This is a genomic window from Bradyrhizobium diazoefficiens (genome assembly GCF_016616235.1).
In the GTDB taxonomy this organism is placed as follows: Bacteria; Pseudomonadota; Alphaproteobacteria; order Rhizobiales; family Xanthobacteraceae; genus Bradyrhizobium; species Bradyrhizobium diazoefficiens_H.
Genome location: NZ_CP067100.1, coordinates 7,164,890 through 7,185,943 on the forward strand (window position 1 = coordinate 7,164,890; position 21,054 = coordinate 7,185,943).

The window sequence follows — 21,054 nt, forward strand, 5'->3', positions numbered from 1 at the left end:
GAACGCCATGTTGTTGAAGGATCAGGCAGCCATCGTCACCGGCGGCGCATCGGGCCTTGGCGCCGCCACCGCACGAAAGCTGGCGGCGCAGGGCGCGAAGGTCGCGGTGTGCGATCTCAATGCCAAGCTCGCGGAGACTGTCGCCGCCGAGATCAAGGGCGTCGCCGTGACCTGCGACGTTTCCGATGCCGCCGCGGCTGAAGCCGCGATCGCGCAGGCGACCAAGGCCCATGGCCCGGCGCGCGTGCTGGTCAACTGCGCCGGCATCGGCGTTGCCAAACGTGTCGTCGGGCGCGACGGCCCGATGGCGCTCGCCGATTTCGACAAGGTGATCAAGGTCAATTTGATCGGCACCTTCAACATGCTGCGCCTCGCCGCAACCGAGATGTCCAAGCTCGAGCCTCAGGCGAGCGGCGAGCGCGGCGTCATCATCAACACCGCCTCGGTCGCGGCTTATGACGGCCAGATCGGCCAGTCGGCCTATTCGGCGTCCAAGGGCGGCATTGTCGGCATGACCTTGCCGATCGCGCGCGAGCTGGCGCAATTCGGCGTCCGCGTGCTGACCATCGCGCCCGGGCTGTTCCTGACGCCCCTGCTCGCCAATTTGCCGCAGGAAGCGCAGGACTCGCTCGCCGCTGCGATCCCGTTCCCGCGCCGGCTCGGCCACGCCGACGAGTTCGCCGCGCTCGCGCTGCACATGGTGGAGAATTCCTACCTGAACGGCGAAGTGGTGCGCCTCGACGGCTCGCTGCGCATGGCGCCGAAGTAAGGCGAAACGCATGTTCGTGAACCGGCGCGACGTCCAGATCCAGTGGGGCGACTGCGATCCCGCCAACATCGTCTATTATCCGCGCTATTTCGCGATGTTCGACGATTCGACCTCGACCCTGTTCGAGGTCGCCGGCTTCTCCAAGCAGGACCTGGTCCGCAAATACGGCCTCGTCGGCATCCCCATGGTCGACACGCGGGCCAAGTTCTACATCCCCTCGACCTACGGCGACTGGGTCACCATCGAAACCAGGATCGAGAGCATCAAGCGCTCGAGCTTCGAGGTGAAGCACAACGTCTACAAGGGCGAGTCGCTGGCGCTCGAAGGGTTCGAGACGCGCGTCCTCGTCGGCCGCGATCCTGACAACCCCGACAAGCTGAAATCGGCGCCGTTCCCGGCGGAAATGGTCGCCAAATTCACGGGAAGCTAGATCGCCGCATCACCAAAAGAGGGGGCTGAATTACCCCCCGATTTCTGCTTTCAAGGAAACACGTCAAGGGAGGACTGAATGAAACGCTTTTGCCTGACCGCCGCCATCACCGCGGCGACACTTGCCCTGCCGGCACTTCCTGCGCTGGCCCAGACCGCCGAAATCACCATCGGCATCACCACCACCACGACCGGCCCGGGCGCAGCGCTCGGCATTCCCGAGCGCAACGCGCTGGAATTCGTGCCCAAAGAGATCGGCGGCGTGCCGCTGAAGGTGATCGTGCTCGACGACGGCGGCGATCCCACCACTGCGACTACCAACGCCCGCCGCTTCGTGACCGAATCCAAGGCCGACATCATCATGGGCTCGGCGCTGACGCCGCCGACCATCGCGGTCTCCAATGTCGCCAACGAAGCCGGCATTCCGCATTTCGGCCTCGCGCCGTTCCCGATCACGCCGGAACGGATGAAGTGGTCGGTCGCGATGCCGCAGCCGATACCTATCGTGGGCAAGGTGCTGTACGACCACATGAAGTCGAAGGGCGTGAAGACCCTCGGCTATATCGGCTATTCCGACTCCTATGGCGACCTCTGGTTCAACGATCTGAAGGCGCAGGCCGTGCCGATGGGCATGACCATTGTCGACGAGGAGCGCTTCGCCCGCCCCGACACCTCGGTAACCGGACAGGTGCTCAAGCTTGTCGCCGCCAATCCCGACGCGATCCTGGTCGGCGCCTCCGGCACCGCGGCCGCGCTGCCGCAGACCGAGCTGCGCGAGCGCGGCTATCAGGGCCTGATCTACCAGACCCACGGCGCCGCCAGCATGGACTTCATCCGCATCGCCGGCAAAGCGGCGGAAGGCGTGCTGATGGCCTCCGGCCCCGTCATGGACCCCGAGGACCAGCCGGATGAAGCCGCCACCAAGAAGCCGGGCCTCGCGCTGAACTCGGCCTATGAGGCCAAGTACGGCCCGAACAGCCGCAGCCAGTTCGCCGGCCATTCTTACGATGCGTTCGAGCTCTTGAAGCGCGTCATCCCGGTGGCGTTGAAGACGGCCAAGCCCGGCACGCCGGAATTCCGCGAAGCGATCCGCCAGGCGCTGCTGTCGGAAAAGGAGATGGCGGCAAGCCAGGGCGTCTATAACTTCACCGAAAAGGACCGCTACGGCGTTGACGAGCGCGCCCGCATCCTGCTCACGGTGAAGAACGGCAAGTACTCGCTGGTGCGGTGAGAGCTGCGAGCAGTTTGAGACGACGAGAGCCGGCCCATGGGGCCGGCTCTTTTGTTCTTGGGTTGAGATCGCAGCCCGAATGTCGCTGCGCCCCATCTCCCGCTTGCGGGAGAGGGTTGGGGAGGGTGCCTCTGCAGCGGGATTGTCTCCGCATATCGAGAAAGCCCCCTAGAGGAGAAAGCCCTCACCCGGCGCTTCGCGCCGACCTCTCCCGCAAGCGGGAGAGGTGCACCGAGCTCGCGGATACACCGTCACGCCGCCTGCCGCAGCGGGGTCCAGGCGAACTCCGGATAGTAATTGTCCATCATACGATCGACATAGGCGGTGAGATTCGGAAATCCCTCGGCGCGCTGGCGCAAGGCCGATTCGAAGAACGGCGTCAGAATTCCGGCGAGCGCGCCGAAGGCGGTGGCATCGACGCCGCAGGGCTTGTTGCCCATCAGATAGATCTTGTCGCCGAGCTGCACCGAGAGCGCGAACAGCGAGCGCACGGCGAGATCGACGTCGTCATCCGGCGCGTGGCGGCCGAGGCCGGAGAGCAGATAGTTCTCGGCGACGCGGAACTGAGCGTCCTCGCGCAGCTTCTCGCGATTGTGCTCCGGTGCGCCGTCGAAGAAATGCGACGGGCCCTTGGCGAAATTGACCGGGTCGACCCAGCGCGCACCGACCAGCGCCCAGTAGACGTGGTGCTCGATCATGCGCTCGAACGCCCAGGCCTGCGCGCGCTCGGTCAGCGACAGGCCGGCGTCGAAATCGAAGCCGTAGCGGCGCTCGATATGGGCGCGGATGAAGGTGGAGTCGGCCACCGCCTCGCCGCCATCGTCGATGAAGGGCAGCTGGCCCTTCGGGGACGCGGGCGGCATCGCGCGCTCCTTCCGGTAGGGCAATCCTGCCATCTTGAGCTGCACCTCGGTCTTGGTGACGAAGGGACTGATTTCCGGCAGGCCAAAGCCGGTGCCAAAGCCATAAAGCGTGATCATGCGCGTTCTCCTGGTCTACCGAAAACTTGACGGAACCTAGTGCCGGGCTGCTGCCACCATGGTGGCAGCAGCCGTGATATCTTCTGCGAAACGAGCCCCTCGCCAGGCCCGGCTCATGACATGGTGGACCAGCGCGTCCGCAGCCCGGCTCAGCGGGCGTGCCACTGCGCTTGCGAATGCAAATCGGAGGTCAACGGCGATGAGATCGAGCGAAACGAGGCGGTCGAACGCCCGGGCGTTCCGCATCTGCGCCCGCCACAGCGGACCGGCCAGGCCGAGATGGGTTGGAATGATCATGGACAAAATCCCCTTCAGTCGATGCGTTGTCCCGATATAGAACTCCCCTGCTGCCAACATCCTGTCAGCAGCCGCGCGCTGCTTTTTGAAAACGACCACTGCTAAGAGAAACTGTCATGAGACGCGCCGACCGGCTGTTTCAGATCATCCAGGTGCTGAGGCGCACGCGGAAGCCGCTGACGGCGGACGCGATCGCGGCCGAGCTCGAGACCTCGAAGCGCACGATCTATCGCGACATCGCAACGCTGATCGGCCAGCGCGTGCCGATCCGCGGCGAAGCCGGCATGGGCTATATCCTGGAGAAGGGATTCGACCTGCCGCCCTTGATGCTGACACCCGACGAGATCGAGGCGGCGGTGCTGGGCGCACAATGGGTCGCGGGCCATGCCGATTCCGCGCTGGCGCGCGCCGCCGAAGATCTGATGGCCAAGATCGCCGACACCGTGCCGGAGCGCCTGCGTCCCTTCGTGCTGGAGCCCGCGAGCCGCGCCCGGCCGAGCTGGAACAGGGAGCCGGACCGCCTCGACATGGCGCGCACGCGGACCCAGATCCACGAAGGCAAGAAGATCATGCTGCGCTATCGCGACGAGCAGGGCCGGCCCAGCGAGCGCATGATCTGGCCGATCTCGGTCGGCTATCTCGAAGCCGTGCGCCTGCTCGCGGCCTGGTGCGAACTGCGCGGCGACTTCCGCAGCTTCCGCACCGATCGCGTGGTGGAGGCGAATTATCTCGACGAGAGATATCCTGAACGACGCGACGTGCTGCGCGCGAGATGGCGGCAGAGCCTGGTCTGGGGTCCGCCCAAGGATACATGACGACGATACGTGACAAGGGATACGTGACGAGGATGGAAGAGATCGATCTGTCGAGCTGCTGCCAGAGTTGCGGCGCGTGCTGCGGCTATTCGCAGAACTGGCCGCGCTTCTCGATCGAGAGCGACGAGGAGCTTGCAGCTATCCCGGAAGCGTTCGTCAACGCGCGTCAATCCGGCATGCGCTGCGAGGGCGATCGCTGTGCGGCGTTACAGGGAGAGATCGGCAAGGCGACCGCATGCGGCATCTACGCCGTGCGGCCGGAGGTGTGCCGCACCTGCATGCCTGGCGATGCCGAATGCGCGATGGCGCGGCGGAAGTTCGGGCTTCCCGCGCTCGAACCAACTTAAGCCGGAACGGCCTCACCGATCTCGTCGTCGAGTTCGTCGTCCAGCGGCGCGAGCACCGAGAGCGGCTTGGTCGACAGCGTGATCGGCTTGCGGCTCCCCGACAGCGCCGGCGACGACTTGGCCGCGCTTTGGCGCGACAGCGCGTAGAGCGTCGAGCCGACGCGGCCGCCGTTCTCGATCAGGTCGCGCTCGCTGCAGCTTGCAGCAATGGCGACTGCCAGCGAGTGCAGATGGCTGCGGCGGTAGCAGAACAGCGCCAGACGGGCGCGTGCATCAGGGGAAACACTCTCAACCAGCCTCGGCAGGCCACTCTCGCTGGCGCGATACATCTCGCCAAGGAGTTCGTCGCGAACCGGGCAGAAATCGCTTTCAAAAGCGTCGCGGCTTGAAAACATTGCAGTTCTCCCTCGTGCTCGGAAGATGCAGTGCAATTCTCTAATGAAAGGTTAACCACGCTGCCCGGTAGTCACCCGGGGTGGTTGCGCGTGGGTCGCGAATCAATGGCGGCGGGCGGGCAGTTTCCCCTGCGGCCATCCTTAAAGACGCCCGCCTTTGGCGGGCCTTCAGGATGAGGTCTTGCGTCGCGGCGAAATGCCAGACCATCATGGTGAGGAGCGCCGCCTTACGGCGCGTCTCGAACCATGAAGGCCAAGCAGCCCGCCGCAGCTACCCTCAGTTCGCCGCCATGAAGATGGAGAGGCCGAAGCCGGTCAGATGGTGCAGGGCCTGATCGATGCCGATCAGGGTCCAGAACCAGGGGTGCGCCTGGTCGACACCGAAATTGGCGGAGACGAACCCCTTGGCGCGATCGATGGTGATGTGGATCACGAAATCGATGAAGGCGACGAACCAGAACCGCGGCGCCACGATCACGATCAGCGGCAGCGCAACCGCAAAGTGAACGAGGCAGTGCACCAGAAGCGGCAGGGCCCAACCGTGCTTCTGGTCCTTGCCTTGCGCCATCCAGGCGGTCTGGAGGACGAAATCGGCGATGATGTGCTTGAAGGTGAGCAGCAACATCCAGCCAATGAGCGCTTCGACCGGAACCGCCGATGACATGGGTGGAAACGACAAGCTGACGCCCTCATTGACGTGACAAGAAAAACTGGAGCGTTCAGCGCAACTTCTTCTTGGACCGGTCAAATCGCCGGGACCGCCAATTTATGACATCTCTCGCGGCAGAATGCAGCCGGGGGGAACCGGAAAATCGTCAACTGTGGCTAACCGGCGATAGGATGACCAATCGCCGCGACCCGGAGGAGTAAGGTTACCTCCGGCTCGAAATTTGCATTCCGGCCGCCGCGCGCTATCATCGAGCTCAGAGAATATCGTTCTTTTTTCATTCGCTTAGAAATTGCAGGGCGCGCCGCAGATCACATCCGCGAGCCGCCTGCCGCCCCAGAATAAGGCCAGAGTGCTGCCATGAGTACTGACGTGAGTACTGAAGGCCCCGCCTCGTCACCATCAGAGCCGCAGCCGCGGCGTCCCAAGGTGATCAAGACCAATCAGCAGCAGGTCATTCTCTACGTCGTGCTGACCCTGCTGCTGTCGTTCGCCACGGTGTGGGGCGGCCGCGCCTTGCTGCACAATTCGGAGACCCTGACCTTTGCCGTCGGCGCGCCCAACAGCGATGAAGCGCTGTTCGCGGCCAAGCTTGCCGCGGTGCTGAAGAACAACGCCTCGCGCTTCCGGATCAAGATCGTCAACAACCCTGATAATGCCAAGGCGCTTGCACAGTTCGACCGCAAGCAGGCCGACCTCGCCGTGCTGCGCACCGATGCCAAGGTGCCGCTGCGGGCGCGCACGCTGGCGATTCTCGAGCACGATCTCGTGCTCCTGCTCGGGCCCGGCAACAAGAAGATCAAGTCGCTCGCCGAGCTGAAGAAGAAGAAGGTCGCGGTCGTCGCCGAGAACGACGCCTCACTCGCCTTTGTCCGCAGCATCCTTGACATCCCCGATACTCCGGACGTGGCCAGGATGATCCAGATGGCGCCGCAAGGCGCGACGCTCGACAGGCTGTTTGCGCCGGCGGGCGGCTTTGGCGCGGTGATCGCCGTGGTTCACGGCTCGAGGGCGGTGCGGGACAAGGCTTACGAGCAGGCCGCCAAACGCGGCGGCTTCACGCTGAACGCAATCGACGAGGCCAAGACGCTGGCGCGCAAGTTCCCCGGCATTTCCAGCGAGACGCTGACGGCCGGTACGCTGTCGGCCGCGCCGGAGATTCCCGACGACGATCTCGACACGATCGGCCTCGAATGGCTGCTCGTCGCGCAATCCAGGATGTCGGCGACGACCGCGGGCGAGCTGGCGCGCATCGTCTACGAGAACAAGCCGGCGCTCGGGCTCGACAGCGGCTTCGCCAGCAGGATCGAGCCGGCGTCGGTCGAGAAGGACGCCTTCGTAATGGCGCATCAGGGCGCGGCCGACTACATCAACGACGACACCAAGTCGTTCATGGATAAGTACAGCGACCTGATGTATCTGGGCGCCGCCGCGCTCAGCGTCATCGGCTCGATCTTCGCGGCCATCTACGCCAAGATCACCCGCATCGCGCCGGAGAAGGCCAGCGAGCTCTCCACCGCTATCCTCGACATCGGCGAGCGCATCGAGCACGCCCATTCGCTGGACCAGCTCGAATGTCTCCAGGACGAGCTGGAAAGCATCTTACGCGGCGCCGTCGTGGGCCTCAGGGACGGCACCATCAGCACCGACGGGCTCGATACCTTCAAGCTCGGCTATGAATTCGTGCGCGACGAGATCGGCATGCGCCGCGACTATCTCAAGCGGCATGGCGGCGAGACCGAAGCGACGGCCCGCGATGCCGCCCCTCCCCAGCACGACGACAGCAATATCGTGGTGGTGAAGACCGCACAGAGCGCCTGATCCGAGGGCGCGGCACTCACACTCTCGTGTCTCGGACAAGCTGCAATGCCACGGGCATTGCGGCGCCGAGCCGGGCCCCAGGAACCCCACCGTACGCTGCTGCATGGGCTCCGGCTCTGCAGCGCATCACCACGTGCTGCGCTGCGTCCAGGGCACGAGACTGACCCAACGCCCCGGGAACCCTCTCCGTCCGCAACCGTTGGCCCCGGGATACAACCGGAGAACGCATGATGCGTATACTCCTCATCATCTTCCTGCTGGGAATGCTGGCGGCGGTCGGTTATTTCGCTTATTCCGCGATGGCCGTGGAAGGTGAACCGATCCCGACGGAAGGCTATGTGGCGCTGGGGGCCGGATTTTCCGTCATCGTCGGCATCGGCCTGATGGTCCTGCTGTTTTTCAGCAGCCGCCGGGGCTACGACGAGCCTCCGCATTTCAGGTAACGGCGCGGTCCCCCCACCTTCGCCCCCTTCGGCCGTGCCGCGGCGTCGTTGACGGCCCCGGCCGGGGCAGGCACTTTGGCGTCAAGGTCCCAGCTGGGGCCGCCAAAGCCAACCGAGCCGCCCTCCCGCATGTCCAAGCCGCTGATCTCCGCTCTGGCCCAGTTCGCGGCCGCCACGGCCGGCCGCAACATGACCAAGGCGGCCTATGTCGCCGTGGCCGTCGGCGTGCTCAGCATGGTCCTGCTGACGGTCAATGCGGCCTATGAAGGAGCGCATCGCTGGGCTCACGTCCTGCTGTGGGCCTGCCTTGCCTATTTCGTGTTCGAATGGGTGGTCCGGCTGCGCCACATGGCGCGAACCGGGCGTCTATCGCTCTACCTGTCCTCCTCCGCCGGCATCGTCGATGCGGCCGGCGCGCTCGCCGTGCCCGCCGCGCTGATGCTCGGCGTCGAGCCAAAGACGGCTTGGCTGCTCAGCGTGCTCTGGGTGCTGAAAGTGGTGCCCGGCATTCCCGGCCTGCGGCAGCTTCGCCGCGTGCTGGTGCTGGAATCCGGGCCGCTGCTCAGCGTGCTCGTGATCTTCCTGATGGTGGTCTTCCTCGCCTCGGTCGCCGAATATTTTCTGGAGCGGGACGTGCAGCCGCAGACCTTTGGCAGCGTGCCGGCCGCACTGTGGTGGGCGGTGGTGACACTGACGACCACCGGCTATGGCGACGTCGTTCCGGTGACGCCGCTCGGGCGCATGGTGGCGGCGCTGGTGATGATCTCCGGTCTCGGCGTGTTCGGCCTCTGGACCGGTATTCTGGCGACCGGGTTCGCGGCGGAAACGCGGCGTGACAATTTCCTCAAGACCTGGGAATCGGTCAGCAAGGTGCCCTTCTTCGCCGCGCTCGGACCTGCCGCGATTGCCGACGTCACCCACATGCTCCGCACCATGGAGCTGCCGGCGCGCACCCTGATCATCCGCAAGGGCGCGCAGGGCGACTGCATGTATTTCATCGCCGCCGGCGAGGTCGAGGTCGACTTGCCCGGCAAGAAGGTGCAGCTCGGCGAAGGCGCCTTCTTCGGCGAGATGGCGCTGCTCGGCAACAACATGCGCGCTGCCAATGTCTCGACCACGAAAGTGTCGCGGCTCCTGGTGCTCGACCTCGTCGATTTCCGCGTGCTGATGGCCCGGCATCCCGAGCTCGCCGAGACCATCGACGCGGAAGCAAAGCGCCGCGCGCTCGAAAACAAGTGAATGGAGACAGGAATGTCGGACAATGCCGAGGCGGCTTCCAGCCCAGTGCTCGAAATCAGCGGCCCGCGCGCCACCATCCGCCTCAACCGTCCAAAACATCTCAACCGGCTCCAGTCCGAGGATCTCGGCGAGCTCGTCAAACTGTTCGACGCCGTCGAGGCCGATCCCGCCATCCGCGTCCTGGTGCTGACCGGCACAGGCCGGGCCTTCTCGGCCGGCTATGACCTCAATTCGGTCGCCGAGCGCGCGGTCAGCGCCAGCGAACAGCAGAGCGCGGGCTCGGCGTTCGAGGCGGTCGTCAACCGGCTCGAGGATCTCGGCGTTCCCACGATCTGCCGGCTCAACGGCGGCGTCTATGGCGGTTCGACCGACCTCGCGCTCGCCTGCGATTTCCGCATCGGCGTCGACACCGCCGAGATGTTCATGCCGGCGGCGCGGCTCGGGCTGCACTATTACCGCAGCGGCATCAAACGCTATGTGACGCGGCTCGGCGTCGACAACGCGAAAAAACTGTTTTTGACGGCGCAGAAGATTAGCGCGCCGGAGATGCTGCGGATCGGCTATCTCACCGCGATGGTGCCGGTTGAGCTGCTCGACGAAGAGGTCGACAGGCTCGCCAATATCCTCGCCGGCAACGCGCCGTTGGCGATGGCGGGCATGAAGCGCGCCATCAACGAATTCGCCCGCGGCGAGCTCGATGAGCTGGCCGCCGATCAGCGCCACCGCGACAGCATGCGCGGCGACGAGATCAAGGAAGGCATCAAGGCGTTTGCGGAGAAGCGGCCGCCAAAGTTTTGAGGCGCGCGCCCCTCAACCGCCAACCGCCGCGGCATGCTGCGCCGCCATCTCCGCATCCGCCGCAGTGATCCGCTGGAACGCTGGCCGCGAAGTCATCCGCTCGGCGTAGCGCACGAACACATCCTTCTTCGGCACGATGCCGAACATCATGGTCCAGCTGAAGGCGACGCCCCACAGCACGTCGGCGGCCGTCATGCGCTCGCCAAGCAGATAGGGGCCCTTCGAGAGCTGCGCCTCGAGCGCGCCCAGCATGGTGTCGTAATCGGCATAGGGCGACTGCGTGATCGGCGCCGGCTCGCGCTGCATGAACTTGTCGATCAGAGCCGGCTCGAACGATGCGCCGTAATAGGCAATCCAGCGCAGGTAAGGACCGCGCAGCGGATCGTTCAGCGCGGGCGTCAGCCCCGCCTGCGGAAACAGGTCGGCGAGATAGATCGTGATCGCAACCTGCTCGGTCACGAGTTCCCCGCGGTGAGAGATCGCCGGCACCTTGCCGAGCGGATTGATGGCGAGATAGGCCGACTTGCGCTGCTCACCCGCCTTCATGTTGAGAACGTGGAGATCGTAGGGCGCACCCAGCTCCTCCAGCAGCACCCGCGTGCCGGTGGCACGGGTCTGCGGTGAATAATACAGTGTGATGCGGGGGGAATCGGTCATGGCAGGTCTCCATCTGGCCGGCTGGCGATGGTGCATCTTGTAAGGGAACATACCTGACATCCTGTGTCAGGTATGGTTTAAGGGATCATGCGTGCGAGCCGGATGCTGTCGATCCTCACCACCCTCCAGGCCAGGGGGCAGGTCACTGCGCCCGAGCTTGCCGAGGCCTGCGAGGTCTCGGTGCGTACGATCTATCGCGACATTGACGCGCTCGCGGCCTCCGGCGTCCCTGTCTATGCCGACCGGGGCGCGGAGGGTGGCTATCGCCTGCTCGACGGCTATCGGGTGCGGCTGAACGGCTTGTCGCAGAGCGAAGCGGGCGCGCTGTTCCTCGCGGGGCTCCCGGGCCCGGCCGCGGCGCTCGGCCTCGATGCGGCGATGATCGCGGCGCAGAACAAGCTGATGGCCGCGCTGCCCGCCAATTTGCGCGAGGATGCGGGGCGGATGCAGGAGCGTTTTCACCTGGACGCACCGGGATGGTTCGGCGAGGCGGAAGAGCCAAAGCATCTGCGCGCCATTGCCGGCGCGGCACTGCGCGGGACGTTGATCAAGATCCGCTACCAGAGCTGGCGCGCCGAGAAGCAGCGCCGCGTCGCGCCGCTCGGCCTCGTGCTGAAGGGCGGCAGCTGGTATCTCGCCGGGCAAGTCGACGGCAGCGTGCGCACCTATCGGATCGCGCGCGTGCTCGACTGCACCACGCTCGACGACCGCTTCGAGCGTCCGGCCGATTTCGATCTCGCCGCCTATTGGCAGGCTGCGACGTTGCGCCTCGAAGCCGAGATGCATCCCAATGTCGCTGTTGTCAGGCTGTCGCCGTTCGGCGTGAAGCTGCTGGAGGCGCTGAGCCAGCCTTATGTCAGGGCACGCACGCAGATCGAAGATGCCGTCGATGCCGACGGCTGGCGGCTCGCCAGGGTGCCGACCGGCAAGACTTCATGGCATGCCGCGGCCGAGCTGCTGCGGCTCGGGCCGGAGGCCGAGGTGCTGGAGCCCGCCGATCTCCGCGAGAAGATGGCCGAAATGACAGAGGCGATGGCCGCGCGCTATCGCGCGGCGCGGAAAGCCTGACATCGGCGCACCTCGCCACCGCCCACGAAACAATCCTGAAAACATGATTCTCGCCCGCGGCATGAACGCATTCGCGGCTCAGGCCGACCGAGATGCAGGGACATCACAACGGCCTCGCGCCACACTGGAGAATGAAAATGCTTCGTAAGCTTACTCTTGGTCTGATTGCTGCCGGCTCGCTCGGTGCTGCCGCCATTGCGCCCACCGCCGCTTCGGCTCACGGCTTCCATCATCACTGGGGTCCCGGCTGGGGCTTTGGCTACGGCGGCCTCTACGTCAACACCGGCATCAACAACTGCTATCAGGAGCGCGTGGTCCAGACCCGTCGCGGCCTGCGCGTCCGCGTGGTGAATGTCTGCGCCTACGGGATCTACTGATAGCCGCCTCTTCGACAAAGCTCCGGTCGCGTCGCGGCCGGAGTTTTGCGTTGACCTAGATGCTCTTCCGATGCCGGCGAAACCAGGCCCAGGTCTCGCGCGTCGTCCTGATGTAGCCGTGGCCGCGATAAACGATTTCGCCGTCGACCATCGCGTTCAGCTTCGGCAGCGCGTGAAACGGAATTGAGGGATAGGCGTGGTGCTCGACGTGATAAGGCATGTTCCACGCAAACCATTTGACGATCGCCCCGGTGTAGGTGGTGCGGGTGTTGTGGAAGGCACTGCGGGTGCGCTCGCAACCGGTGTGCTCGGCATAGAGATAGGGCCGCAGGAAAAATTGCCCGATGATCAGCGGCACGATCCAGACCCAGAGCAGCAGCGCCGAGGCGAACCACAGCGAGAGCGCGAGCAACAGCGCATAGAGCGTGGCATATGCGCGCGCCTCGGTCACGATGGTGCTGCGCTTGCTCTCCGGTATCCAGGGCACGACGACCTTGCCGGTGACGGCATGGCCGAGCATCAGCCGGAGTCGCCCGGCGACCTGAAGCAGGCCGCTATAGGCGATCGCAAGCTGCGTATCGGATCTCGGCTTGACGCCGACGATCAGCTCCGGGTCCTTCTCAGGGTCTTGCGTGTAGCGGTGATGGTCCCAGTGGAACAGGCAGTAATATTCGTAGGGCAATCCGATGATGAAGGCGGAGAGATATCCGACCGCGAGGTTGAGGCCGCGGCTCCTGAACGCGGTCTTGTGCGCGGTCTCGTGGACCGCCATGAACAGAAACGCGACGAGATAGCCCTGCGCCGCCATCAGCGGCAGCGCCCAGAGTACGCCATAGCGCGAGGTCACCATCCAGGTCAGTACGCCGACCAAGACAATCATGCCGTAATGGCCAAGACTCTGCGCGGCACCTCTCAGATTCGAGCGCACCGATAATTTGCGCAGCATGGCCGGGCTGAGCGGCTTCAGGCGATGGTCGGGCTCAAAAACGGTCGCGTCAGTCATGATTGGGGACCTGTCTTGCTAGCTGAGCAGCGCGGCGATCTCGGCCTTGAGAAAAGCCTGGTCGTGCGGATTGTTGACGGGGTTGCCGGCGCGATGGCCGTGCAGGGACGGAATCGGATGCAGCACCGCTGATTTCGCATTGACCAGCTTGCCGAGCTCGTCCTCGTTGTCGCGGGCGTCGAAATAGCGATCGGTCGCGCCCGGCATCAGCAGCACATGCGCCTTGATCGCGGCGAGCGCGCGATCGAGATCGCCGCCGAAGGCCGCGCATTTGCTGATATCGCCGCGTTGCCAGATGCCGGCCTGCGCCAGGAGATCGTTGGCGTCGCGGCGGGCGAAGGTCGTGTCCCAGTTGCGGACGAGATAATCCTCGAGCGAGGTAAAGCCCGCCTCGCGCCAGAGCTCGTCGCGATAGAAACCATGCGACATCGCCCAGCCGGCATAGACGCGCCCCATGGCGCGATAGCCGGCGACGGGCTTCTCGACGAAGCGGCCGTCGCGGAAGGCGGGATCGGCTGACAATGCAGCCTTCACGCTTTCGAGGAAGACATGATTGTAAGGCGCGCAGCGCGCGCTGCCGCAGACCACAGCCGCACGCGCGACCATGTCAGGATGCAGCGCGGCCCAGTGATAGGCCTGCATGCCGCCCATCGACCAGCCATACACCAGCGCGAGCTTTGTGATGCCGAAGCGCTCGGTGAGGAGGCGATGTTGGACCGCGACCGCGTCGTAATAGGTGATCTCGGGAAACGGCACGAGCGTGTTCGACGGCGATGACGACAGTCCGTTGCCGAACAGGTTCGGGATGATGATGAAGTAGCGCGTGGGATCGAGCACGCCCTCGGGTCCAATCAGCCATTCGGTGTCGAAGTGCTGCGCACTGAACGAGGTCGGATAGAGGATGACGTTGTCTTTCGCCGGGCTCAGCGTGCCCCAGGTCTTGTAGGCGAGCTTCATGGCGGGGAAGACGGCGCCGGACTGAAGCGTGACGTCTCCGGCCTCGAAGATTTCGTAGTCACGCTGCCCGGTCATGCACAACTCCCTCGCGGCCGCAAAACGCGCCCGCCGAGCCAACGATGCATCGATCGTGCCGGACCGGCAAACGCATCGTTGCGCGACGCCTAATAAGTGTACTTATCGTACATTTATTAGGGAACGGCAATGCGGATTTTGACCATCGCGCGTCAGGCGATGGCGGCGATGTATCGCTGCACCGACATCGCGAACGCAGCCTTCGCACCGCTGGCGATGTTGCGGCCCCACCAGGCGCCGTAGATGCGGTCGAAGGCGAGCGGCTCGACGGCCGCCGCAATCCGCCGCACTGCGGCGGCGTTAAGCGGCATGTAGTTGGGATATGAATACATGAAGCTGACGAAGCGGCGGTCCATCGTCACCTGCGCGATATCGCCGGTGAGCAGCGCGCCCCTGCCATCGGCGCCGCGCGCATGATGCAGCATGGTGGCGCCGGCAAAATGACCGCCGGTGCGGAGCAGCAGCACGTCGTCGGAGATGCGATGCTGATCGCCGGTCCAGTGCACAATCGATGGATGCGGCCGCGTCACCCATTGGCGGTCATCGGCGTGCAAATAGACCGGAATGCCGCCGAACGCCTCGCTCCAGTCGGCGAGTGCGCCATAGTAATGCGGATGCGAGATCGCGATGGCTTTCAATCCGCCCAGCGAACGCACATGTGCGATCGCCTCCGGTGTCGCCAGCGGCACGCAGTCCCACATCATGCAGCCGTCGCTGAGCGGCACCAGCAGGGCGCGCTGGCCGATGGCAAAGCTCGGCTCGAGCGCAAGGCCGGTGAGGCCGAGATCATCACGCCAGACCAGGCGATGGCTGCCGGCCAGCGCCTCGCGGGTGAGGAAGGTCTGGCCCTTCCAGTTCACATATTGCCGTTCGTCCTCGCAGATCGGACAGACGGTCGGCGGTTTTTCGCTGGCCGGGAATTGCGCGCCGCAGGTTTCGCAGGTCCAAAAAGGCATGGCCGTGATCCAGAAAGGGGTGCGGGACAGCCGTGAGATGACATCCCAGCCTTCCAACCGCAAGGGCGGAGGAACCAACCCGACGAGCACAGGTTACTTTGAGGTCCGCCCCGGCGCCTTCGTCCGGCCATCGCCATCTGCACGAGACCTCGTTCGATCGGCAGCATCACGTTCAGCGTCTCGATGACATCTCGCTCCCCGTCCCGCATCTGGCCCCTCTACGCCGTGAACTTCTTCATGGCCGACATGCAGTCGGGGATCGGGCCGTTCGTCGGCGTATTCCTCCAGGAGCGGGGCTGGGCGGCTGGACTGATCGGCACGGCGCTCACGATCGGCAATGTCGCGGGCATGCTGGTCACGACGCCGATCGGCGGCTTCATCGATTCCAGCCGCAACAAGCGGCTGTGGGTCGTCATTCCCGGCATCTGCGTCGTGCTCGCCTCCGCGATCATCCTGATCTCGCAAGACTTCTGGGCAGTGACGTTCTCGCAAGTGGCGCAATCGCTGGCGAGCGCCGCGATCGTGCCGGCGGTGACCGGCATCACGCTCGGCATCGCCAAGCAAAAAGGCTTCAACGCGCTGAACGGACGCAACCAGGCCTTCAACCACGCCGGCAACATGGTCGGCGCCGCACTGTCGGGCTATCTCGGCTACAAGTTCGGCTATGTCGCGGTGTTCGTGCTCGCGGCCGCGTTCGGCGCCATTGCGGTTGCCTGCGTACTGATGATCCCCGCCAAGGCCATCGACGATCGCCAGGCCCGCGGAAGCAAGGAGGACGAGAGCAAGAACCCTCCGGATGCGGTGTCCGTCCTCCTCAAGCACAAGCCACTCCTGGTGCTGGCGCTGGCGCTGGCCATCTTCCATCTCGGCAATGCCGCGATCGTCCCGCTCTATGGCCTTGCGGCGGTGGCCGAGAGACAGGCGAATGGCCCGAGCTTCGTTGCCACCACCGTCGTCATTGCGCAGGGCGTCATGATCGTGACGTCGCTGATCGCCATGCAGGTCGCGGGAAAGCGCAACTATTGGCCGGTGATCCTGGCGTCCTTCATGTTCTTACCTGTCCGCGGCGTGCTCGCCTTCTTCGTCACCGGATGGTGGGGCGTCGTGCCGATGCAGGTGCTCGACGGCATCGGCACCGGACTTCAGACCGTTGCCGTCCCCGGCATGGTGGCGCGCTCGCTCGACGGCACTGGCCGCATCAACCTCGGCCAGGGCGCCGTAATCACGGTGCAGGGTGTCGGCGCCAGCCTCAGCCCCGCACTCGGCGGCTGGATCGCGCAATGGATCGGCTACGGCCCGACGTTTTTGCTGCTCGGCGGCTTCGGCCTTGCATCGATGGCATTGTGGCTGGCGTTCGGGGCGCACGTGAAGAAGTATTGAGGGGGCGTCCCCTCGCGTGCCGCCTCCCCGCTCTCAGAGCTTGTGCCCCTTCTGCCGTAGCGCCTCGATCAGGCGCTGCTTCAATTCGTCGGCCGTTCTGGCTGACGTCCTGGCTCACTTGCGCGCGCTCGCCTGCGTCAGAGCATCCGTCCGGATGCGCGAGGAAACTGAACACGTTGAACTCATGCTCGTACATCGGATTGTCGAAGCGGCGCGCGGTGCGCGCGATCTGCGCGGTGAACAAGAGGAACAGCATGATATGGGCGACATACATCTCGGCCGCACGCCGCCACAGCCGCTTGACCGCGGCGAGAAACCAGCCGCCGGCGACGATCGGCCCGTAGATCCGGCCGACGAGGTAACCCGAGATGAAGACGAAGAACTCGGCGGCATCGCTGAAGCCGTAATTGCGCAATGTCAGCCAGGCCACGACGTCGTGCGGGATGTGGTCGAGGAAGATCATCCACAGGCCGATGCCGCGGAAGAGATCGAGCCGCAGGTCGCGCTCGATCGGCGCCGACAGAGCTGACTGGTCCCGCGCGATCATAGCCCCGCCTCGCTGCTGGGCGTCGCGCCGTCGCGGCGCCGAAAAATCGGATGCTAAAAAATCGCAATCAAAACGTCACCTAACCCTGCGGCTAGCGCGCCAACGGTAGCCGACCTTGACAGCCGCGTAAGGGACTTGTGGGCACGACCGCGGCCGTTACTGCGGACTTACCTTGCGCCGCACAAGCGGCGGGCGGTCGGCCTGACGGCGGCCGGCCCGGAGCGGCGCGACAGGAGACCTCCGGGAATGCGCGCTGCGCGCCACCAACGTGTCGCGCCTGTCCTATCCACCGTCACGGGGCTGTCGCATGAAGATGATCCGCTGCTTCTGATCGTGCGCGAAACGCCTTGTCGAAGCGGCCGACGCGCTCATAGGAAGGAGTGGCCGATGCCCGTTGGACTGCTGGAAGTCGAAGGCACCATCGATGTCAGCCAGTTCTGGCCGGAGGGCCGGTCGGACGCCGACACCACAAAGGTGGCGGTGAACGTCGCACCCGACGCCATCCGCTTCCGCAAGAGCGACACGGCGCCCTTCCATCCGACCCATGTCTTCGACAACGCCAAGGTCAAGGGCCGCACCGCGACCCCGCCGATCAAGAACGGCAAGCTCACCATTCGCCTCCAGGGCATCGACGCGCCCGAGCTGCACTACATGCCGTCGCCGCTCTCGACCAGGGAGAAGAAGGGCCTGACCGATGTCAAGAAGCAGGCCTATCACGACGTCACGCATTCCTACCGGCAATTCCTCGGCGCCACCACGAGCAAGGCGCTGCATGATTTCCTCGCCTCGACTGGCGAGGCGACGCTCGACTGCCGGGTGTTCACCCATGTCGATACGCCAAACGAGGTATTCGATACCTATGGACGGCTGGTCGGCGACATCGAAGTGACCGTCGGAGGCAACAAGGTCGACATCAACCACTGGCTGGTCGAGCAGGGTTTTGCCTATCCGACATTCTACTCGTCGATGAACGACGACGAGATCAAGGCTTTCCTCGCGCTCGCCAAGACCGCGCGATCGAAGAAGACGCTGGTCTGGAAGCATCTCGCCAGGACCGTTCCCGCCTTCGACTTCGATCTGCGCGAGCCGAAGGTCAACGAGACCGACGTGCTCGCGACCGACAAGGGCCCGGTGATCCTGCCAAAACTCTATCGCCGCTACACCAACTGGTCCGCGCGCAAGAAGGCCAAGGTGACCAGCCAGAATTTCCAGAAATTCCTCGAGGCGGGATCGGGCGGCAAGCCCGACACCTGCTACGAGACCGCCGACTTCCTCGCCAATGGCGTGCACTCGGCGACGCCGCGCAATTTCGCGGAGTTCGTCGAGGGCGGCAAGACGATCAAGTTTCAGCCTGATGGCCTGGTGTTCGGCGAAGCGCCGTCGAGCCTGGTCGGGGCCGACGGGAAGCCGATTACCGGGTTCTGAACGGCGCGGGGCCGGCTCGCGGGGCTCGTCTTCAGAGACAACCCGGTCGGCAGGCCCAATCGAGCGACTCGGCAGGCACTCCAATACGCCCCTCCGTGACCGGATCGAACGAAAGCGTCAGATCGCGCGACGAAGTTGTATGACTACATCTGATGATCCTGAGAATGCTTTGCCTGGTCGGGATGAACCTCTGGACCGTACGGTACGCCTTCCCCCCAACGACTGCTCGCTGGCGAGGACGGTGCAGCAAGGTGGCGACATGATGTTCGCTGAGCTTGCCGGGGTCGACATGACCGAAGCCGACTTTTACTGGGCAATGTTTCACGAGGCCGTGCTCGAGGACGCCATCTTGGCGGGTTGCGATCTGCGCGGCGCGACGTTCAATGACGCCAATCTGCGCCGAGCTGACCTTCGCGGTGCCAATGCCGTCAGTGAGTTGCCCAACTGGCGTCTCACATGCTTCAGAGGTGCTGATTTGACTGATGCACGCCTTGCGGGGGCAAGGCTAAGCGGCGCGACATACGATCGCCGAACTGTTTTTCCGCGCGGCTTCAAGCCGGACCAGGCTGGAATGATGCCGCTGATCGGAAAGCTGAGGCCGTAGCAATCATAGACGTGAAAACCCTTCGACGGACCTCGCCACACCGTTCCCAAAAATTGGCAGAATCCTGTTTGCGACCTTGCTGACGGTGATCATCTCACGAAACAAAAATGGCCCGCGTCGCGGGTCATTTGCGCACCGGAACCGGTTAAAATCCGATTTTGGTTGGGGGGACTCGCAACCGCCGATACGGACATTCGCTCATGGTAGCCATTTGAGACAGGACGGGCTGTATTCAGCCTGGAAGGCTCGAAAAACCGTCGTGTTTTCAAAAGCCGTTCTGACGCTTTAGGCGTTCTTGGCCATTAGGATCACGACAGAATTCCTCTTTGTCAGGATGGCGATAGCCTCGCCGCTCGTTTTCCGTTCGCTGCCCGCTCAGGACGCATCTGTGCGTCGCCCCTCCCCCTCAATCCAGACATGCTCCGTCGAGTTGAAGAGATTGACGGTGCGCAATGCTCATGGTTGCGAGGTTGCGCCATCAAGTCCCGCTGTTCGACGCGTTTCGGGCATGATCAGGTAAACGACGAGCGAGATCAGGATGGCGCCCGTCACATACCAGTAGAACCATTCCTCCCGACCCATGGCTTTGAACTGGAGCGCAACCCATTCGGTGGTCCCTCCGAGGATCGCCGTGGTAATCGCATATGGCAGCCCGACGCCAAGGGCGCGAATCCCGGCGGGAAAGAGTTCGGACTTGACCAGCATGTGGATCGAGGTGAATCCGCTGAGAATGAAGAGAGCCGCAAAATTTAGAGCAAATGCTTCCCACGCGCTGCCAGCGTGACTCATGGCGGTCAGAAGCGGAACGGTCAGGATCGTACCGGCGGCACCGAAGAAAATCATCACCGGGCGGCGTCCGATGAGGTCGGATACCAAGCCAAACAACGGCTGGAGCGGCAGATAACACAAAAGAGCCGCTGCGGTGGTGAGCGAGGCCGCTTCCTTCGTCATGCCGACGGTGTTGACCATGAATTTCTGCATGTAGACAGTGTAAGTATAGAACGAGATTGTTCCACCCACAGTGATTCCGATCGCCAGCAGGATCAGCTTCCAATGCCCGAGAAGGATCGTCATTGATCCGCGGCTCTGCTCGTTTATCCCAGTCTCCCTGAAGGCATCGGTTTCGGCGATGCCGCGTCGCAGGTAGAGGGCAAAGAGCGCGAAGATGCCGCCGATGACGAACGGAATACGCCAGCCCCAAGCCTCCATCTGCCCGGGACGAAGGATCGCGTGCTGCAAGAGCAGGAGAAGAGCAAGTGCCGCGAGCTGGCCGGATACGACGCTGACCTGCAAGAATCCAACGAAAAAGCCGCGACGCTCCCTTGGCGCCATCTCGCTCAGGTATGTGGCACTGGTCCCGTACTCACCGCCCATGCTCAAACCCTGGAGCAGCCGCGCCACCACCAGAAGAGCCGGTGCAGCAACGCCGATCGTTGCGTATGTCGGCGTCACCGCGATCAGAAGGGAACCAAAGCACATCAGGGAGACGGACACTGCAAGTGCCACCCGCCGTCCCCTTCGGTCGGCGTAGCGGCCCATCAGCCAGCTGCCGAGCGGGCGCGCAACATAGCCGACTGCCGCTACCGCAGTGACGTTGAGCAATTGAGCGGTCTGGTCGCCCTGAGGAAAGAACGAACTGGCGAAATAGACGGAGAATATCGAGTAGACGAGGAAGTCGTACCACTCGATCAAATTGCCGGCGCATCCACCGATGATAGATCGCAGCTGGAGTGTTGTCACAGCGAACCGCTTTTCGGACACAGCATCCATCGGC

At 64.1% G+C, this 21,054-nt stretch carries 23 protein-coding genes and 2 pseudogenes; 14 read left to right on the forward strand and 11 right to left on the reverse strand.

Annotation, left to right across the window (positions count from 1 at the left end; genetic code table 11):
• Positions 1 to 7: 7 nt before the first annotated feature.
• The 3 genes from JJB99_RS33710 (at position 8) to JJB99_RS33720 (ending at position 2,429) form a co-directional block, all read left to right on the forward strand.
• Positions 8 to 769, forward strand: a complete 762-nt coding sequence (locus JJB99_RS33710) for an SDR family NAD(P)-dependent oxidoreductase (protein WP_200496408.1) — start codon at positions 8 to 10, stop codon at positions 767 to 769.
• A gap of 10 nt (positions 770 to 779) precedes the next feature.
• The gene (locus JJB99_RS33715) at positions 780 to 1,199 is read left to right on the forward strand and encodes an acyl-CoA thioesterase (RefSeq protein ID WP_200496409.1); all 420 of its coding nucleotides are present in this window, start codon (positions 780 to 782) and stop codon (positions 1,197 to 1,199) included.
• A gap of 78 nt (positions 1,200 to 1,277) precedes the next feature.
• Positions 1,278 to 2,429: an ABC transporter substrate-binding protein gene (locus JJB99_RS33720; protein ID WP_200496410.1), complete on the forward strand. Its 1,152-nt coding sequence runs from the start codon at positions 1,278 to 1,280 to the stop codon at positions 2,427 to 2,429.
• Positions 2,430 to 2,680: 251 nt separating this feature from the next.
• On the opposite strand, the gene JJB99_RS33725 is transcribed toward JJB99_RS33720, so the two are convergent.
• Together JJB99_RS33725 and JJB99_RS33730 are read right to left on the reverse strand one after the other, a co-directional pair.
• The gene (locus JJB99_RS33725) at positions 2,681 to 3,409 is read right to left on the reverse strand and encodes a glutathione S-transferase family protein (RefSeq protein ID WP_200496411.1); all 729 of its coding nucleotides are present in this window, start codon (positions 3,407 to 3,409) and stop codon (positions 2,681 to 2,683) included.
• 36 nt (positions 3,410 to 3,445) lie between these two features.
• The gene (locus tag JJB99_RS33730; RefSeq protein WP_200496412.1) at positions 3,446 to 3,706 is read right to left on the reverse strand and encodes a hypothetical protein; all 261 of its coding nucleotides are present in this window, start codon (positions 3,704 to 3,706) and stop codon (positions 3,446 to 3,448) included.
• 116 nt (positions 3,707 to 3,822) lie between these two features.
• Here JJB99_RS33730 and JJB99_RS33735 point away from each other — a divergent pair, with 116 nt between their 5' ends.
• Together JJB99_RS33735 and JJB99_RS33740 are read left to right on the forward strand one after the other, a co-directional pair.
• The gene (locus tag JJB99_RS33735; protein ID WP_200496413.1) at positions 3,823 to 4,521 is read left to right on the forward strand and encodes a helix-turn-helix transcriptional regulator; all 699 of its coding nucleotides are present in this window, start codon (positions 3,823 to 3,825) and stop codon (positions 4,519 to 4,521) included.
• 32 nt (positions 4,522 to 4,553) lie between these two features.
• The gene (locus tag JJB99_RS33740; protein ID WP_200500421.1) at positions 4,554 to 4,868 is read left to right on the forward strand and encodes a YkgJ family cysteine cluster protein; all 315 of its coding nucleotides are present in this window, start codon (positions 4,554 to 4,556) and stop codon (positions 4,866 to 4,868) included.
• Here JJB99_RS33740 and JJB99_RS33745 read toward each other — a convergent pair.
• Complete coding sequence (locus JJB99_RS33745) at positions 4,865 to 5,263, reverse strand: hypothetical protein (RefSeq protein WP_200496414.1); 399 nt, start codon at positions 5,261 to 5,263, stop codon at positions 4,865 to 4,867. The two genes, JJB99_RS33740 and JJB99_RS33745, sit on opposite strands and share 4 nt — an antisense overlap.
• Before the next feature lie 277 nt (positions 5,264 to 5,540).
• Complete coding sequence (locus tag JJB99_RS33750; protein ID WP_200500422.1) at positions 5,541 to 5,888, reverse strand: DUF3307 domain-containing protein; 348 nt, start codon at positions 5,886 to 5,888, stop codon at positions 5,541 to 5,543.
• Positions 5,889 to 6,302: 414 nt separating this feature from the next.
• On the opposite strand from JJB99_RS33750, the gene JJB99_RS33755 reads away from it, so the two are divergent.
• From JJB99_RS33755 to JJB99_RS33770, 4 genes are all read left to right on the forward strand, one after another.
• Entirely contained in the window at positions 6,303 to 7,751 is a 1,449-nt protein-coding gene (locus JJB99_RS33755) for a TAXI family TRAP transporter solute-binding subunit (protein WP_200500423.1), read from the forward strand.
• A gap of 230 nt (positions 7,752 to 7,981) precedes the next feature.
• Entirely contained in the window at positions 7,982 to 8,194 is a 213-nt protein-coding gene (locus tag JJB99_RS33760) for a hypothetical protein (RefSeq protein WP_200500424.1), read from the forward strand.
• A gap of 129 nt (positions 8,195 to 8,323) precedes the next feature.
• Positions 8,324 to 9,433 (forward strand): cyclic nucleotide-gated ion channel, encoded by a 1,110-nt coding sequence (locus JJB99_RS33765; RefSeq protein WP_200496415.1) that lies wholly within the window; start codon positions 8,324 to 8,326, stop codon positions 9,431 to 9,433.
• Positions 9,434 to 9,445: 12 nt separating this feature from the next.
• Positions 9,446 to 10,231 carry an enoyl-CoA hydratase/isomerase family protein gene (locus tag JJB99_RS33770; protein WP_200496416.1) on the forward strand — a complete coding sequence of 262 codons (786 nt, stop codon included), beginning with the start codon at positions 9,446 to 9,448 and terminating at the stop codon, positions 10,229 to 10,231.
• 12 nt (positions 10,232 to 10,243) lie between these two features.
• On the opposite strand, the gene JJB99_RS33775 is transcribed toward JJB99_RS33770, so the two are convergent.
• Positions 10,244 to 10,888, reverse strand: coding sequence for a glutathione S-transferase family protein (locus JJB99_RS33775; protein ID WP_200496417.1), 645 nt, complete (start codon positions 10,886 to 10,888; stop codon positions 10,244 to 10,246).
• Positions 10,889 to 10,975: 87 nt separating this feature from the next.
• On the opposite strand from JJB99_RS33775, the gene JJB99_RS33780 reads away from it, so the two are divergent.
• Positions 10,976 to 11,956, forward strand: coding sequence for a helix-turn-helix transcriptional regulator (locus tag JJB99_RS33780; protein ID WP_200496418.1), 981 nt, complete (start codon positions 10,976 to 10,978; stop codon positions 11,954 to 11,956).
• A 137-nt stretch (positions 11,957 to 12,093) separates the two neighbouring features.
• Positions 12,094 to 12,333, forward strand: coding sequence for a hypothetical protein (locus JJB99_RS33785; RefSeq protein ID WP_200496419.1), 240 nt, complete (start codon positions 12,094 to 12,096; stop codon positions 12,331 to 12,333).
• 55 nt (positions 12,334 to 12,388) lie between these two features.
• On the opposite strand, the gene JJB99_RS33790 is transcribed toward JJB99_RS33785, so the two are convergent.
• The 3 genes from JJB99_RS33790 to JJB99_RS33800 form a co-directional block, all read right to left on the reverse strand.
• Positions 12,389 to 13,336 carry a fatty acid desaturase gene (locus tag JJB99_RS33790; RefSeq protein ID WP_200496420.1) on the reverse strand — a complete coding sequence of 316 codons (948 nt, stop codon included), beginning with the start codon at positions 13,334 to 13,336 and terminating at the stop codon, positions 12,389 to 12,391.
• Positions 13,337 to 13,354: 18 nt separating this feature from the next.
• Complete coding sequence (locus tag JJB99_RS33795) at positions 13,355 to 14,368, reverse strand: alpha/beta fold hydrolase (RefSeq protein WP_200496421.1); 1,014 nt, start codon at positions 14,366 to 14,368, stop codon at positions 13,355 to 13,357.
• Positions 14,369 to 14,520: 152 nt separating this feature from the next.
• Positions 14,521 to 15,324, reverse strand: coding sequence for an MBL fold metallo-hydrolase (locus JJB99_RS33800; protein ID WP_200496422.1), 804 nt, complete (start codon positions 15,322 to 15,324; stop codon positions 14,521 to 14,523).
• Positions 15,325 to 15,507: 183 nt separating this feature from the next.
• On the opposite strand from JJB99_RS33800, the gene JJB99_RS33805 reads away from it, so the two are divergent.
• The gene (locus JJB99_RS33805; RefSeq protein ID WP_200496423.1) at positions 15,508 to 16,704 is read left to right on the forward strand and encodes an MFS transporter; all 1,197 of its coding nucleotides are present in this window, start codon (positions 15,508 to 15,510) and stop codon (positions 16,702 to 16,704) included.
• A gap of 33 nt (positions 16,705 to 16,737) precedes the next feature.
• On the opposite strand, the pseudogene JJB99_RS37080 reads toward JJB99_RS33805, so the two are convergent.
• Positions 16,738 to 16,857, reverse strand: a pseudogene (locus JJB99_RS37080) (DUF2059 domain-containing protein); the annotation flags it as partial.
• Positions 16,853 to 17,251 (reverse strand): annotated as a pseudogene (opgC, locus tag JJB99_RS33810) (OpgC domain-containing protein); the annotation flags it as partial. The pseudogenes JJB99_RS37080 and opgC, both read right to left, overlap by 5 nt.
• A gap of 387 nt (positions 17,252 to 17,638) precedes the next feature.
• On the opposite strand from opgC, the gene JJB99_RS33815 reads away from it, so the two are divergent.
• Positions 17,639 to 18,676, forward strand: coding sequence for a thermonuclease family protein (locus JJB99_RS33815; RefSeq protein ID WP_200496424.1), 1,038 nt, complete (start codon positions 17,639 to 17,641; stop codon positions 18,674 to 18,676).
• Positions 18,677 to 18,935: 259 nt separating this feature from the next.
• On the forward strand, positions 18,936 to 19,280 hold the full coding sequence (locus JJB99_RS33820) for a pentapeptide repeat-containing protein (RefSeq protein ID WP_200496425.1): 345 nt from the start codon (positions 18,936 to 18,938) through the stop codon (positions 19,278 to 19,280).
• Between the two features lie 456 nt (positions 19,281 to 19,736).
• Here JJB99_RS33820 and JJB99_RS33825 read toward each other — a convergent pair whose 3' ends face one another.
• The gene (locus JJB99_RS33825) at positions 19,737 to 21,050 is read right to left on the reverse strand and encodes an MFS transporter (protein ID WP_200500425.1); all 1,314 of its coding nucleotides are present in this window, start codon (positions 21,048 to 21,050) and stop codon (positions 19,737 to 19,739) included.
• Positions 21,051 to 21,054 lie beyond the last annotated feature (4 nt).